Origin of the sequence: Nocardia takedensis NBRC 100417 (assembly GCF_000308695.1) — a bacterium.
In the GTDB taxonomy this organism is placed as follows: domain Bacteria; phylum Actinomycetota; class Actinomycetes; order Mycobacteriales; family Mycobacteriaceae; genus Nocardia; species Nocardia takedensis.
The window spans coordinates 37,908-52,080 of record NZ_BAGG01000081.1; the positions used below are offsets into that span (position 1 = coordinate 37,908).

The window sequence follows — 14,173 nt, forward strand, 5'->3', positions numbered from 1 at the left end:
ACCGGTTGCCGGTAATCAGGAGAACTTGATCTCCAGGCCGATTCCGAGAATGGCGATGAGCCACACCACACCCGTGAAGACCGTCACGCGGTCGAGGTTCTTCTCCACGACGGTGGAACCCGAAAGGCTCGACTGCACGCCGCCGCCGAAAAGGCTGGACAGGCCTCCGCCCTTGGCGCGGTGCAGCAGCACCAGCAGCACCAGCAGCAGGCTGGTGATGATCAGGAGGATATCCAGGAACATCCGCATGGGCTCAGTCTATGGGTGCCCTCGACCTGCTCGCACACCGCCCCCGCCCGTTTTTTCCTCAACGCGCCGGTCGGCCCGCGGGTCGGCCCGGCTGCACGGCGACCAGGTGGGTCACCCGGTCCTCGCCGGTGGTGAATCGGGACACGTCCTGCTCGCGCAACCGGTCCTGCGCGGTCAGGCGCACCTGGTGCTGGTGCATGTGCTCGGCCCAGGACCGCACCACGAACGCCTCCACATAGCGGTCGTGACTGCCGACGTCGCGGTAGAGCCGCCACTCCATCGCCCCGGTCCGCTGGCGGGAACGGCCGACGAAGACCATCGCCGCCAAGAAGTCCTCGGTGTGCTCGGCGGGCACGTCGTAGGTCCGCAGCACCAGCACCGGACCGTCCAAGGGATCGGGTTCGACCACCAACTGCGGTTCCGGCCAGAACGCCGACGGGGTGAGGTCCAGTTCCTCGGCGTTGTGCCGGATCGGCAGCCAGATCGTGCTCACCGCGCACACGGCCAGCAGTCCGGCGGCGATCAGCAGCGCCGAGACCGTGCCCACCGCGCCCGCCACCAGACCCCACACCAACGAGCCGACGGCCTGACCGCCCATGAACACCAGCATGTACACCGACAGCCCGCGCGCCCGCACCCACGCGGGCAGCAGCAACTGCATGGTCGAGTTCATCGTCGACATCGCCAACAGCCAGGCCAGGCCCGCGCCGACCAGCAGCACCAGCACCACCGGCAGCGAGCGCAGCAGCACCGCGCCCGCACTGGCCGCCCCGAACAGGACCGCGGCGGCGGTCAGACGCTGGGTGGGCGTCAGGACCGTGCGGATGCGCGCCAGCAGCAGCGCGCCCAGGACCGCGCCGACGCCGAGCGCGCCGAGCATGACGCCGTAACCGGAGGACGACAGGTTCAACCGGTCGCGGGCGATCACCGGCAGCAGCGCCCACAGCGCGCTGGCCGGTGCGATGAACAGGATCGAACGCAGCAGCACCCGCCGGATCGCGGGCGCGGCGCGGATGAACCGGGTGCCCGCCTGCAACGCCGCCAACGGTCGCTCACTGGGCAGGACCCGGTCGGTGGGCGGGCGCTTCCAGAACAGCAGCACCGCGACGATGCCGCCGAAGGACACCGCGTTCAGCGCGAACACCAGCGTCGGACCCGACAGCGACACCAGCACGCCCGCCAGCGCGGGGCCCACGGCCCGGCCGATGTTGATGTTCATCGAGCCCAGCGCGGCGGCCGAGGGGATCTGCGCGCGCGGGACCAATTCCGGCTGGATGGCCTGCCAGGCGGGCGCGGTCAGCGCTTGACCGCAGCCCAGCAGGAACAGCAGCGTCAACAGCACCGCCGGGGTGGTGTTGCCGGTCGCCGTGAACACCGCCAGGACCGTGGCCAGCACGGCCATCGTCGTCTGCGCCGAGAGCAGCAGCCTGCGCCGGTCCACCAGATCCGCGAGCACCCCCGACGGAATCGACAGCAACATCACCGGCAGGGTGATCGCCGTCTGGACCAGCGATACCAGCGTCGCCGCGTTCGGTTCGTCCACCAGGATCCACTGCGCGCCGACGGTCTGCATCCAGGTCCCCATGTTGGAGACCAGTTGCGCGATCCACAGGGCCCGATAGATCGGCGAGCGCAACGGCGTCCAGGTCGACAACGGGGTCGTCGCGTCGGCTGTGGTCACTCGATCGAGCATAATCCCCGGTCACCACGGGTCCGACCATCCGGGGCGTGAGTACCATCGCACCCATGACGGCACTGCTGGCACGTCTCGCACCGCTGCTCCTGGCGTCCGCGCTCGTCGCGGGCTGCTCCGACACCGAATCCACCGCGGAACCCAGCACCACCCCCACCCCGACGCAATCGACGACCGCCGCCCCCACCACCACCGCACCCCCGGCGTCCGACACGCCCATGGGCCACTCCTACGTCTCCACCTCGGTCGAAGGCGACCCCATCCCCGGGGACGGACAGCTGACCCTCGTCTTCGCCGCCGACCAACTCAGCGCCAACGCGGGCTGCAACACCTTCGCCGGCTCCGTGACCTTCGACGACGGCGTCCTGCGCACCGGTCAGCTCTCGGCCACCCTGATGAGCTGCCCGCCGCCGCAGGGCGACGCGGACGGGTGGGTCGAGGGCCTGCTCAGCGCCTCCCCGGCCTGGCGGCTGGACGGCAGCACGCTGACGCTGCGCACCGCCGACCGCACCGTCACTCTGTCCGACAAGAACGCCGGCGAGGCGAAGAAACCGCTGAAGGGCACCGAGTGGGTCGTCACCGGCTACAGCACCGCCGACGCCTTCACCACCTCCCAAGCCCTCACCGACGCGCGCCCCACCCTGACCATCGCCGAGGACGGCGCGGTCACCGGCACGACGGGGTGCAACCGCATCACCGGCGGGGCCGAGGTCGACCCGTCCGGATCGCCGATCACCTTCCGGGTCGCCACGACCCGGATGGCCTGCGCGCCCGAGGTCATGGAGGTCGAGAACGCCGTCCTGCGCACCCTCGACGGCACGGCCACCGCCACCCTGGAGGGTGACACCCTCGTCCTGCGCAACGCCAACGGCAGCGGACTCACCTTGCGCGCCGCCTAGTTTCGTTCCCCGAACGACAGCGTTCCCGGAGACGGCGAAGGCCCGCGGATCCTACGATCCGCGGGCCTTCGCACGCTGTTGTCGCCCGATCCGGGCGGCGGTCACCATTCGCCTGAGCGAGCGGCGGCACCATCGCCCGATCAGGGCTGCGGCACCGGTTCCCCGATCAGGGCAGCGGCCCGCCCGCGGCGATCGCCGAGAGCGTGGCGAATTCGTCGCCCTTGAGCGAGGCCCCGCCGACCAGCGCGCCGTCGACATCGGTCTGCCCGACCAGTTCGCCGACGTTCTTGGCGTTCACCGAACCGCCGTAGAGCACCCGCACCCCGGCCGCGACTTCCGCGGAGGCCAGCTTCGCCAGTTCGCCGCGGATCGCCCCGCAGACCTCCTGGGCGTCCGCCGCGCTCGCGACCTTGCCGGTGCCGATCGCCCACACGGGCTCGTAGGCGATGACGACCTTCGAGATCTCCTCGGCCGAGAGCCCTTTCAGCGAACCGCGCAACTGCTCGAGGTTGTACGCGACGTGCGTGCCCGCCTCGCGGATGTCCAGGCCCTCGCCGATGCACACGATCGGGGTGATCGCGTGCTTCAACGCCTGCTTGGCCTTGGCCAGCACCGTCGCGTCGTCCTCGCCGTGGTACTGCCGACGCTCGGAGTGGCCGACCACCACGAACGAGCAGCCCAGCTTGGCCAGCATGGCCGCGCTGATCTCACCGGTGTAGGCGCCCGACTCGTGGGTCGAGACATCCTGCGCGCCATAGGTGATCAGCAGTTTGTCGCCTTCGACCAGGGTCTGCACGCTGCGGAGGTCGGTGAACGGCGGGATGACCGTCACGTCGACCTTCGCGAAGTACTTCTCCGGCAGCGCGAAGGCGATCTTCTGGACCAGGGCGATGGCCTCGAGGTGATTGAGGTTCATCTTCCAGTTGCCCGCGATCAGCGGTGTCCGTGCCATCGCTCAGCCCTCCGCGGCTTCGTCGGCGAGCACGCTGATGCCCGGGAGTTGCTTGCCCTCGAGGTATTCCAGCGACGCGCCGCCGCCGGTCGAGATGTGCGAGAAACCGTCCTCGGGAAGTCCGAGGCTGCGCACGGCCGCGGCCGAATCGCCGCCGCCGACCACGGTGAACGCGCCCTTGCCGGTCGCGGTCACGATCGCCTCGGCCACCCCGCGGGTGCCCGCGGCGAACTTCTCGAACTCGAACACGCCCATCGGGCCGTTCCAGAACACCGTCTTCGCCTCGGTCAGCAGCGCCGCGAACCGGTCCACCGACTCCGGGCCGATGTCCAGGCCCATCCAGTCCTCGGGGATCTCGTTGGCGTGCACCACCTTCGACTCCGCGTCGGCGGCGAACTTCTCGGCCACCACGATGTCGCGCGGCAGGTGGATGACATCGGCGTAGCGATCGAGCAGGCCCTTGCAGGTGTCGATCATCTCCTGCTGCAACAGCGAGGAGCCCACCGGCAGACCCTGTGCGGCCAAGAAGGTGAAGCACATGCCGCCGCCGATCACCAGGGTGTCGACCTTGGGGGCCAGCGCCTCGATGACGGCCAGCTTGTCCGACACCTTGGAACCGCCGAGCACGACCGCGTAGGGCCGCCGGGGATCCTCGGTCAGCTTCGCCAGCACCTCGACCTCGGCGGCGACCAGCGTGCCCGCGTAGTGCGGCAGCAACTTGGCCACGTCGTAGACCGAAGCCTGTTCGCGGTGCACGACGCCGAACCCGTCGGAGACGAACGCGCCGTCCTCGCCGACCAGTTCGACCAGCGCCGCGGCCAGCTTGCCGCGCTCGCCCGCGTCCTTGCTGGTCTCGCGCGCGTCGAAGCGCACGTTCTCCAGCAGCAGCACGTCACCGTCGGTGAGGCCCTCCGAGCGCGACAGCGCGTCGTAGCCGACCACGTCGCCCGCCAACTGCACGTTGCGGCCGAGCAGATCGGCCAGCTTCGCCGCCACCGGCGCGAGGGAGTACTTCGGATCGGGCTCGCCCTTGGGCCTGCCCAGATGCGCGGTCACGACCACCTTCGCACCCGCCTCGACCAGCGCCTTCAGCGTCGGCACCGAGGCGATGATCCGGCCCGGATCGGTGATCTGCCCGTCCTCGTCCAGAGGGACGTTCAGGTCGGAGCGCACCAGTACGCCCCGACCTTCGACACCCTCGGCCAGCAGATCCTGGAGTGTCCTGATCGCCATGCGTCAGAGCGACTTGCCGACGAGGCCGATGAGATCGGCGAGGCGGTTGGAGTAGCCCCACTCGTTGTCGTACCAGGACACGACCTTCACCTGATCGTCGATGACCTTGGTCAGCGGCGCGTCGTAGATCGAGGAGTGCGGATCGGTGACGATGTCGCTGGACACGATCGGGTCCACGTTGTACTTCAGGATGCCCTCGAGCGGACCCTCGGCGGCGGCCTTGTAGGCGGCGTTGATCTCGTCGAGGGTGGCCGACTTGGTCAGCGTCACGGTGAGGTCGGTGACCGAACCCGTGGGGATCGGCACGCGCAGCGCGTAGCCGTCGAGCTTGCCGTTGAGCTCGGGCAGCACCAGGCCGATCGCCTTGGCCGCGCCGGTGCCGGTGGGCACGATGTTCAGGGCCGCGGCGCGCGCGCGACGCAGGTCGCTGTGCGGGCCGTCCTGCAGGTTCTGGTCCTGGGTGTAGGCGTGGATCGTGGTCATCAGACCGCGCTCGATGCCGAACGAGTCGTTGAGCACCTTGGCCAGCGGGCCGAGGCAGTTGGTGGTGCACGACGCGTTGGAGATGATGTTCTGGCTGCCGTCGTACTTGTCGTCGTTGACGCCGAGCACCACGGTCAGGTCCTCGCCCTTGGCAGGCGCGGAGATGATGACCTTCTTCGCGCCCGCGGCCAGGTGGCCCTTGGCCTTGGTGGCGTCGGTGAAGATGCCGGTCGACTCGACGACCACGTCGACGCCCAGATCGCCCCACGGCAGGGCCGAGGGGCCCTCCTTGATGGCCAGCGCCTTGATCCGCTGGTCGCCGACGACGATCGTGTCGTCACCGTCGAGCGACACGTCCTGCGGCAGCCTGCCCAGGATCGAGTCGTACTTCAGCAGCGTGGCCAGGGTCGCGTTGTCGGTGAGGTCGTTGACCGCGACGATCTCGATGTCGGTGGTGCCCAGCGCCTTCTGCGCCTCCACCGCCCGGAAGAAGTTACGTCCGATACGACCGAAGCCGTTGATGCCTACCCGGACAGTCACGTTATCGCTCCTCAGCTTTCAAGCGGATTCATTCCGATGCCCCCCTCACCCTAATGCCCGCCGGGAACCTCTCCGACATGCACCTGGCATTCGTGAGCACCTAAGACGTGCGCCCGCCGCCCCGCGAACGGCGAGTTCACCGGCGCGCGACACCGGGAACGATCCCGGACGAAACGGACACGGCCGGCTCCGTGGAGCCGGCCGTGTCCCGTACGTCGCGCCTAGGCGTCGTCGAGCAGTTCCGCGGTGACCGCGGATTCGGTGTCGGGAATCCCGAGATCCTTGGCCCGCCGATCGGCCATCGACAGCAGGCGACGGATCCGGCCCGCGACCGCGTCCTTGGTCATCGGCGGTTCGGCGAGCTGACCCAATTCCTCCAGGGACGCCTGCCGGTGCTGTACGCGCAACCGGCCCGCCGCCGCCAGATGATCGGGCACGTCTTCGGCGAGGATCTCCAACGCGCGTTCCACGCGCGCCGCCGCGGCCACCGCCGCGCGCGCCGAGCGCCGCAGGTTCGCGTCGTCGAAGTTCGCCAGTCGGTTCGCCGTGGCCCGCACCTCGCGGCGCATCCGGCGCTCCTCCCAGGTGAGCCTGGTGTCCTGGGCGCCCATCCTGGTCAGCAGCGCGCCGATGGCCTCGCCGTCGCGGACCACGACCCGGTCGGTGCCGCGCACCTCGCGGGCCTTGGCCGTGATGCCGAGCCGCCGGGCCGCACCCACCAACGCCAGCGCCGCCTCCGGGCCCGGGCAGCTGACCTCGAGCGCCGAGGACCGGCCCGGTTCGGTCAGCGAGCCGTGCGCGAGAAACGCACCGCGCCAAGCGGCTTCGGCATCGGAGATGCTGCCGCCGACCACCTGGGCGGGCAGACCGCGCACCGGACGCCCCCGCACGTCGAGCAGTCCGGTCTGGCGGGCCAGCGCCTCGCCCTCCTTGGACACGCGCACGACGTAGCGCGAAGTCTTCCGCAACCCGCCGGCACCGAGGACGTGCACGTCGGACCCGTAGCCGTACAGCTCGAAGATCTCCCGGCGTAGGCGACGCGCGATGGAGCCCATGTCCACCTCGGCTTCGACGATCACTCGTCCGCCGACGATGTGCAGGCCGCCCGCGAACCGCAGCAGGGCGGACAACTCCGCCTTGCGGGAACTCACCTGCGATACCGCGAGCCTGCTCAGCTCGTCTTTCACTTCGGCTGTCATCGCCACGAGACGCGCTCCTTTCCACCCAACCCGGACCGCACATCCGCGCCCATGTGCCGTCCTTCGACTCGAAGCCCTGCCATTTGCGGCCGAGGTTGCCGGATCAGCTGATCCAGTGCGGCGGCAAGCTTTCCGGGGTGATGCCGGTCCGTTCCCGCTTCGGCGACTTCGGAGAAGGTTACTCGTGCCCGCAACTGTTCGGCAGCCCTGGCCACATGTTCGCGTTCCCGGCCCTCCGGAACCGAGCCCGCGTCGACCAGAACTTCATCGACCACGAATTCCGGTGCGTGCTGGGACAATACATGCAGATGCCGCTCGGCGCTGAAACCGGCCGTCTCCCCCGGTTCCGCCGCCAGGTTCAGGACCAGGACTTTTCTGGCACGCGTGTACACCAGCGCGTCGCGTAGTTCCGGTACGAGAACGTGCGGTATCACACTGGTGAACCACGATCCCGGGCCGAGAACCACCACGTCGGCGTGTTCGATCGCCGAGGTGGCCTGCGGACTCGCGGGCGGATCCGAGGGGATCAGCCGGACCCGGCGCACCTTCCCCGGCGTCGTCGCCACAGCAACCTGTCCGCGAATGCAGCGGCTCACCCGGGGATCGGCTTCGAGGCCAGAAACATCGGCCTCGATGTCCAACGCGATCGGTGACATCGGTAGCACGCGGCCGGTGATACGCAACATCTTCGCGACCTCGTCCAGCGCGGCGACCGGATCGCCGAGCACCTCGGTGAGGCCGGCGACGATCAGGTTACCGACCGAATGTCCTGCCAGCGCACCGGTTCCGCCGAACCGGTGCTGCACCGTGCGCGCCCACACGCCCTCCGTATCCTCGGCCAAGGCGGCCAGCGCCATGCGTAGGTCGCCCGGCGGTAGCACGCCCAGTTCCGAGCGCAGCCGCCCCGAGGAGCCGCCGTCGTCGGCCACCGTCACCACCGCGGTGATCTTCGCCGTGAGCAGTCGCACCGCCGACAGCGTCGCGTACAGGCCGTGTCCGCCGCCGAGCGCCACGATCGCGGGGTCGGCCTCGCGCCCCGTCACTCGCGCCCCAGGTCCCGGTGGACCACGCGGACGACGTCGGCGGCGCCGTCGGATTCGGCGCTCATCGCCTCACCCAGCGCCTCGGCGATCGCCACGCTGCGGTGTTTGCCTCCGGTGCAGCCCACTGCCACCGTCATGTATCGCTTCCCCTCTTGGCGGTAACCCGTCGTCGTCAGGTCGACCAGGTGGTGGCAGGTCTTCAGATAGTCCGCCGCGCCGGGACGCGACAGCACGTACTCGCTGACCACGCTCTCCTGTCCGGTATGTTCCCTGAGCTCGGGAATCCAATGCGGATTGGGTAGAAAACGCACATCCAACACCATGTCGGCGTCCAGCGGAACCCCGTACTTGAAGCCGAAGGACTGCACCGTCACCTGGAGCGCGGCCGGTGCGCCGCCGCCGTAGGCCTCCTCCATCCTGCGGTGCAACTGGTGGATCGACAGTTCGGTGGTATCGATCACCAGATCGGCGGCCGTCTTGACCGGCGACAGGCGCACCCGCTCGGCCGCGATGCCCGCCGAGAGCGTGCCGTCGGCGCTCTCGCTCTGCAACGGATGCCGCCGTCGCGCGAATCCGAACCGCCGGATCAGCACGTCGTCGGAGGCTTCCAGGAACAACACCCTGGTGCGCACCCCGAGGGCGCGCAACTGCTCGATCACCACCGTGAGGTCGTCGGTGAAGAATCGGCTGCGCACATCCATCACCAGCGCGAGGCGGGTGATGGGCGGCTCGGCCGAGACACCGAGTTCGACCATGCGGCCGAAGAGTTCCGGCGGCAGATTGTCGGTGACGTACCACCCGAGGTCCTCCAGCACGCGCGCGGCGGTGCCGCGACCCGCACCGGAGAGCCCGGTGACGATGACTACCTCGACCTGGATTCCACTGCCCGCCGCGGGCCGGATGCCCGCACTACTGTTCGATTCGACGCGTGTCATGTCCTACCGGATCTGTGTGGGGTGCCTTTCGATCATCTCGCACCGGGTTTCGGTATCGGGCGCAGACACACAACGTACGCGATGGCACGACGCGGGGTGCACCGATACGGGGCCTATTCCTCGCGCAGGGCCGCGAGCACCGCCTTGGCGGTTGCCACGCCGATGCCCGGTACCTCCACGATCTGTTCCACGGTGGCCTCCTTCAACTTGGCGACCGAGCCGAAATGGGTGACCAGCGCGGTCCGGCGCGCCGCGCCGAGTCCGCGCACCGAATCCAGCGCCGAGGCCGTCATCCGGCGCGAGCGTTTGCTGCGGTGGAAGGCGATGGCGAATCGGTGCGCCTCGTCGCGCACCCGCTGCAACAGGAACAGCGCTTCGCTGTTGCGCGGCATGATGACCGGATCGGGTTCGCCCGGAACCCACACCTCCTCGAGCCTTTTCGCCAGACCGACGACGGCGACGTCGGTGATGCCGAGTTCGTCGAGGACCTCGGCGGCCGCGGCGACCTGGGGCGCGCCGCCGTCGACCACGTAGAGGTTCGGCGGATAGACGAACCGACGCGGTCGCCCGGTGTTCGGGTCGATGCCGGGCCTGCTGACCAGATCCGCCGTCTCCCCCGGCCCCGGCGCGCTCTCGGGGGCCTGCGCGCCGTCGAGTTCCTCGCGCTCGGCCTCGTCGCGTTCGCGGCGCAACCGCGCGAAGCGTCTGCGGGTGACCTCGGCGATGCTGCCCACGTCGTCGGAGCGGCCCTCGCCCGCGGCCTCCTTGATCGCGTAGTGGCGGTACTCGGATTTGCGGGGCAGGCCGTCCTCGAACACGACCAGCGAGGCCACCACGTCGGTGCCCTGCACGTGGCTGATGTCGACGCATTCGATCCGCAGTGGCGCGGAATCGAGTTCGAGTGCGTCCTGGATGTCCTGGAGCGCGGCCGAGCGCGAGGTGAGGTCGCCCGCGCGCTTGAGTTTGTGTTGGGCGAGGGCTTCCTGGGCGTTGCGCTGCACCGTCTCGGCGAGCGCCTTCTTGTCACCGCGCTGCGGAACCCGCAGCGTGACGGCCGAACCGCGCAATTCGCCGAGCCACTGCTGGAGTTGTTCGACGTCGGCGGGCAGTTCGGGCACCAGCACCTCGCGCGGCACCAGCGCGGCGGGTTGCTCGCCGGGGCTCTGGTCGGCGTAGGCGGCCTGCTCACCGTAGAACTGGGTGAGGAACTGTTCGACCAACGCGGCGGTGACGCCGCCGGCCTCGGCGGCGTCGAGCGCGTCGCCCGCCTTGTCGACCACCCAGCCGCGCTGGCCGCGCACACGCCCGTCGCGGACGTGGAAGATCTGCACCGCCGCCTCCAATTCGTCGGTGGCGAAGGCGATCACGTCGGCGTCGGTGCCGGTGCCCAGCACCACCGCCTGCTTCTCCAGCGCGCGCCGCAGGGCCTGGACGTCGTCGCGCAGTCGCGCGGCGTTCTCGAAGTCGAGATCCTCGGCGGCCTCGTGCATCCGGCGCTCGAGTTCACGCACCATCCGGTCGGTCCGCCCCGCCAGGAAGTCGCAGAAATCCTCGACGATGCGGCGGTGTTCGGCGGCGCTGACCCGGCCGACGCACGGCGCGGCGCACTTGTCGATGTAGCCGAGCAGGCACGGCCGCCCGATCTGGCTGTGCCGCTTGAAGACCCCGTTCGAGCAGGTGCGCGCGGGGAAGACCCGCAGCAGCAGGTCCAAGGTCTCGCGGATCGCCCACGCGTGCGCGTAGGGACCGAAATAGCGGACCCCTTTCTTGCGCGCGCCGCGATAGACGAACAACCGCGGATATTCCTCGTTCAGCGTGACCGCGAGCACCGGGTAGGACTTGTCGTCGCGGTAGCGGACATTGAAGCGCGGATCGAATTCCTTGATCCAGTTGTATTCCAGCTGCAACGCCTCCACCTCGGTGGAGACGACCGTCCATTCGACCGCGGCGGCGGTGGTGACCATCTGCTTGGTGCGCGGGTGCAGCGAGACCACGTCGGCGAAATAGGAATTCAGACGCGACCGCAGACTCTTGGCCTTGCCGACATAGATGACCCGCCCGTGCGCGTCCCGGAATTTGTAGACGCCGGGTTCGACGGGAATCGTGCCCGGGGCGGGCCGGTAGGTCGCTGGATCTGCCACCCGACCAGCGTATCGACGGCCCCCGACAGGTCCGCCGGTGGCGCGGTCGGCGGCGCGTTCAGCTCACGCCGAACCACTCTTTCGCCTGCGGTCGCCGCAGCAGGTGGACCACCGCGCCGGAGACGATCCACGCGTAGAACACCGTCAGCACCGGGATCACTCCGAGATCGACCTCGCCCGCGACTCGCAGACCAAGCACGATCTGCACGGCGGCCAGGATCAGGGCGAGGCGGCGCAGCAGGGCGTCGCCGCTGCCGAAGCCGAGTGCCACGATCCCCAGCAGCACGCCGGGCGCGAATTGCAGGGCGCCCGTGCCCGCCGCGCCGCCGCCGATGGTGACGCCGAGGACGACGGGATAGGCGATGCCGAAGGCGGCCAGACCGAAGGCCGCCTCCCGTGCTTCGCGGACAGCGGCGGGCAGGGCGGCCGCCCGCTCGTAGGTGAACGTGTCGACGACTGTCATCGCAACCCCCAGGGTCGGGCCTTCGTCCCTCATCGGACGTCTGCCAGCGAACGGTAATGCAGTTCTCGTCAGCGAACAGGCAGTTCCACCTCATGTGATCCGCATCACAATTTTACCGGTCGGTTCGCTGCTTGTCCGCAGTTCGCGCCCGACCACGCGGTTCGGCCGATGCCCACGGAAAGCGCTGCCTCACCGGCCATCCGGGGTTACAGTTCCGAGATGAACCGAGCGCGACACGCCTGGATCGGGGCTCTGGCGGCCACGCTGCTCGTCGCCGGAACACTGGCGGGCTGCTCCATCGAGGACGATCCGGCCGCGATCGATTGCGTGGCCACCCCCAACGGCACCCCGATCACCGCCGCGCCGCGCGGTGCGAACACGACCACGAATCTCGCCACCGATCCCGAGATCGCCTCGGGCTACCGCACCGGCATGACTCCCGTGCGCACCGCCACCTTCGCCGTCTCCACCGCCAACCCGATCTCCACCAAAGCGGCCTGCGAGGTCCTGCGCGACGGCGGCACCGCTGCCGACGCGCTCGTCGCCGCGCAGATGGTCCTCGGCCTGGTCGAACCGCAGGCTTCGGGCATCGGCGGCGGCGCGTTCTTGGTGTACTACGACGCGGCGAAACGCACCGTCGCCGCCTACGACGGCCGCGAGACCGCCCCCGCCGCGGCCACCGAGAACTACCTGCGCTGGATCAGCGACACCGAGCGCGTCGAACCCACCCCGAGCGCCCGCGCCAGCGGCCGCTCGATCGGCGTGCCCGGCGTGCTGCGGATGCTCGAACAGGCCCACGCCGCCCACGGCCGGCTCGGATGGCGCGAGCTGTTCGACCCCGCCATCGGCCTGGCCGATCGCGGCTTCCCCATCAGCGCGCGCCTGGCGGGCCAGATCGCCGAATCGGCCGCCGAACTCGGCCGCGACGAGACGGCGCGCGCCTACTTCCTGAATCCGGACGGCAGCCCGAAGGCCGCCGACACGATGCTGACCAACCCGGCGCTGTCGAAGACGTTGGGAGCCATCGCCTCCGACGGCGCGCAGGCGTTCTACACCGGCGAGATCGCCCAGGACATCGTCGCCGCGGTCGGGTCCACCGCGGGCGGACGCACACCGGGTCAGCTGAGCACCACCGACCTCGCGGCGTACAAAGCCGTGGAACGCACCGCCCTGTGCACGGGCTACCGCGGTCGGGAGATCTGCGGGATGCCCGCGCCGTCCTCGGGCGGCACCACCGTCGCCGCCACCCTCGGCATCCTGGAGAACTTCGACCTGGCCGCCCTCGGTCCCGAACGTGTCGACGCCGACGGTGGCGTCCCGCGCGCCGAGGCCGTGCACCTGATCGCCGAGGCCGAGCGACTCGCCTACGCCGACCGCAACAAGTACGTGGCCGATCCCGAATTCGTGCCGCTGCCCGGCAATTCGCCCCAGGCCCTGGTCGATCCGACCTATCTGAAGCAGCGCGCCGCGCTCATCGATCGGGGCCGCAGCATGGGGACCGCCCAGCCCGGCGACCTCGGCCCGGTCCCGCTCGGCCTCGGCCCGCAACCGCCCGAACACGGCACCAGCCACATCTCCGTCGTGGACCGCTACGGCAACGCCGCCGCCATGACCACCACCGTCGAATCCGCCTTCGGGTCGTTCCACATGGTCGACGGATTCGTGCTCAACAACCAGCTCACCGACTTCGCCGCCGATCCGGTGGGCTCCGACGGGGTCGCGGTCGCCAACCGACTGCAACCCGGCAAACGCCCGCGCAGTTCGATGGCCCCGACCTTGGTCTTCGAGCGCGGACCCGACGGCGCGCGCGGCGAACTCACCGCGGTCACCGGTTCGCCCGGCGGCGCGGTCATCATCCAGTTCGTCGTCAAGACCTTGGTCAACATGCTGGACTGGGGACTGGACCCACAGCAGGCCGTCTCGGCGGTCTCCTTCGGATCGGCCAACTCCGCGGCCACCGGAGTCGGCGGCGAACACCCCCTCATCGACGCCACCGGAAACGGTGACAACGACCCGCTGGTGCGGCGGTTGCGCGAACTGGGCCATCAGGTCTCGGTCGCGCCGCAGACCAGTGGTCTCAGCGCGATCCGACGCGACGGCCCCGGCTGGATCGGCGGCGCCGATCCCCGCCGCGAAGGGCTCGTCCTCGGCGACAGCGGCTGAGACGTCGCGCCGGGACCGGCGGCGGAAACCCCTCGACGCCGCCGGTCCCGGTGCGTGGGGTGGACGCGTTAAGCGCCGCCGCCGCGGATCGGGCCAGATCAGACACATCATCAGCGGATCGTCGGCGAAGGCGGCGGCGAGCAGGTCGGCGGCCGGAGTCATTCCGCGAGGATATCCGGG

The 14,173-nt window shown here is 69.8% G+C and carries 12 protein-coding genes; 2 read left to right on the top strand and 10 right to left on the bottom strand.

Going from position 1 to position 14,173, the window contains the following annotated elements:
- Positions 1-15 precede the first annotated feature (15 nt).
- A complete protein-coding gene (secG, locus tag ON30_RS16835) occupies positions 16-249 on the bottom strand; it encodes a preprotein translocase subunit SecG (RefSeq protein ID WP_040708285.1) in 234 nt (77 codons plus the stop codon).
- Between the two features lie 58 nt (positions 250-307).
- Positions 308-1,942 (bottom strand): MFS transporter, encoded by a 1,635-nt coding sequence (locus tag ON30_RS16840; RefSeq protein WP_051029450.1) that lies wholly within the window; start codon positions 1,940-1,942, stop codon positions 308-310.
- A 35-nt stretch (positions 1,943-1,977) separates the two neighbouring features.
- On the opposite strand from ON30_RS16840, the gene ON30_RS16845 reads away from it, so the two are divergent.
- A complete protein-coding gene (locus ON30_RS16845; protein ID WP_245554085.1) occupies positions 1,978-2,841 on the top strand; it encodes an META domain-containing protein in 864 nt (287 codons plus the stop codon).
- A gap of 166 nt (positions 2,842-3,007) precedes the next feature.
- Here the strand turns inward: ON30_RS16845 and tpiA are convergent, their stop codons facing one another.
- From tpiA to ON30_RS16885, 8 genes are all read right to left on the bottom strand, one after another.
- Entirely contained in the window at positions 3,008-3,793 is a 786-nt protein-coding gene (tpiA, locus tag ON30_RS16850) for a triose-phosphate isomerase (protein WP_040708292.1), read from the bottom strand.
- A gap of 3 nt (positions 3,794-3,796) precedes the next feature.
- Positions 3,797-5,026, bottom strand: coding sequence for a phosphoglycerate kinase (locus ON30_RS16855; protein ID WP_040708294.1), 1,230 nt, complete (start codon positions 5,024-5,026; stop codon positions 3,797-3,799).
- Positions 5,027-5,029: 3 nt separating this feature from the next.
- Positions 5,030-6,049 carry a type I glyceraldehyde-3-phosphate dehydrogenase gene (gene gap, locus ON30_RS16860; protein ID WP_040708296.1) on the bottom strand — a complete coding sequence of 340 codons (1,020 nt, stop codon included), beginning with the start codon at positions 6,047-6,049 and terminating at the stop codon, positions 5,030-5,032.
- A 221-nt stretch (positions 6,050-6,270) separates the two neighbouring features.
- Positions 6,271-7,254 carry a DNA-binding protein WhiA gene (gene whiA, locus ON30_RS16865; protein WP_040708298.1) on the bottom strand — a complete coding sequence of 328 codons (984 nt, stop codon included), beginning with the start codon at positions 7,252-7,254 and terminating at the stop codon, positions 6,271-6,273.
- Complete coding sequence (locus ON30_RS16870; RefSeq protein WP_040708300.1) at positions 7,245-8,291, bottom strand: gluconeogenesis factor YvcK family protein; 1,047 nt, start codon at positions 8,289-8,291, stop codon at positions 7,245-7,247. The genes whiA and ON30_RS16870 overlap by 10 nt, the downstream gene beginning before the upstream one ends.
- A complete protein-coding gene (gene rapZ, locus ON30_RS16875; protein ID WP_040708302.1) occupies positions 8,288-9,226 on the bottom strand; it encodes an RNase adapter RapZ in 939 nt (312 codons plus the stop codon). The genes ON30_RS16870 and rapZ overlap by 4 nt, the downstream gene beginning before the upstream one ends.
- A gap of 113 nt (positions 9,227-9,339) precedes the next feature.
- Entirely contained in the window at positions 9,340-11,367 is a 2,028-nt protein-coding gene (gene uvrC, locus ON30_RS16880; RefSeq protein ID WP_040708304.1) for an excinuclease ABC subunit UvrC, read from the bottom strand.
- Between the two features lie 58 nt (positions 11,368-11,425).
- Complete coding sequence (locus tag ON30_RS16885; RefSeq protein WP_040708305.1) at positions 11,426-11,830, bottom strand: hypothetical protein; 405 nt, start codon at positions 11,828-11,830, stop codon at positions 11,426-11,428.
- 219 nt (positions 11,831-12,049) lie between these two features.
- Between ON30_RS16885 and ON30_RS16890 the strand changes: the two genes are divergently transcribed.
- Positions 12,050-13,993: a gamma-glutamyltransferase family protein gene (locus ON30_RS16890; RefSeq protein ID WP_040708306.1), complete on the top strand. Its 1,944-nt coding sequence runs from the start codon at positions 12,050-12,052 to the stop codon at positions 13,991-13,993.
- The last annotated feature ends 180 nt before the right edge of the window (positions 13,994-14,173 follow it).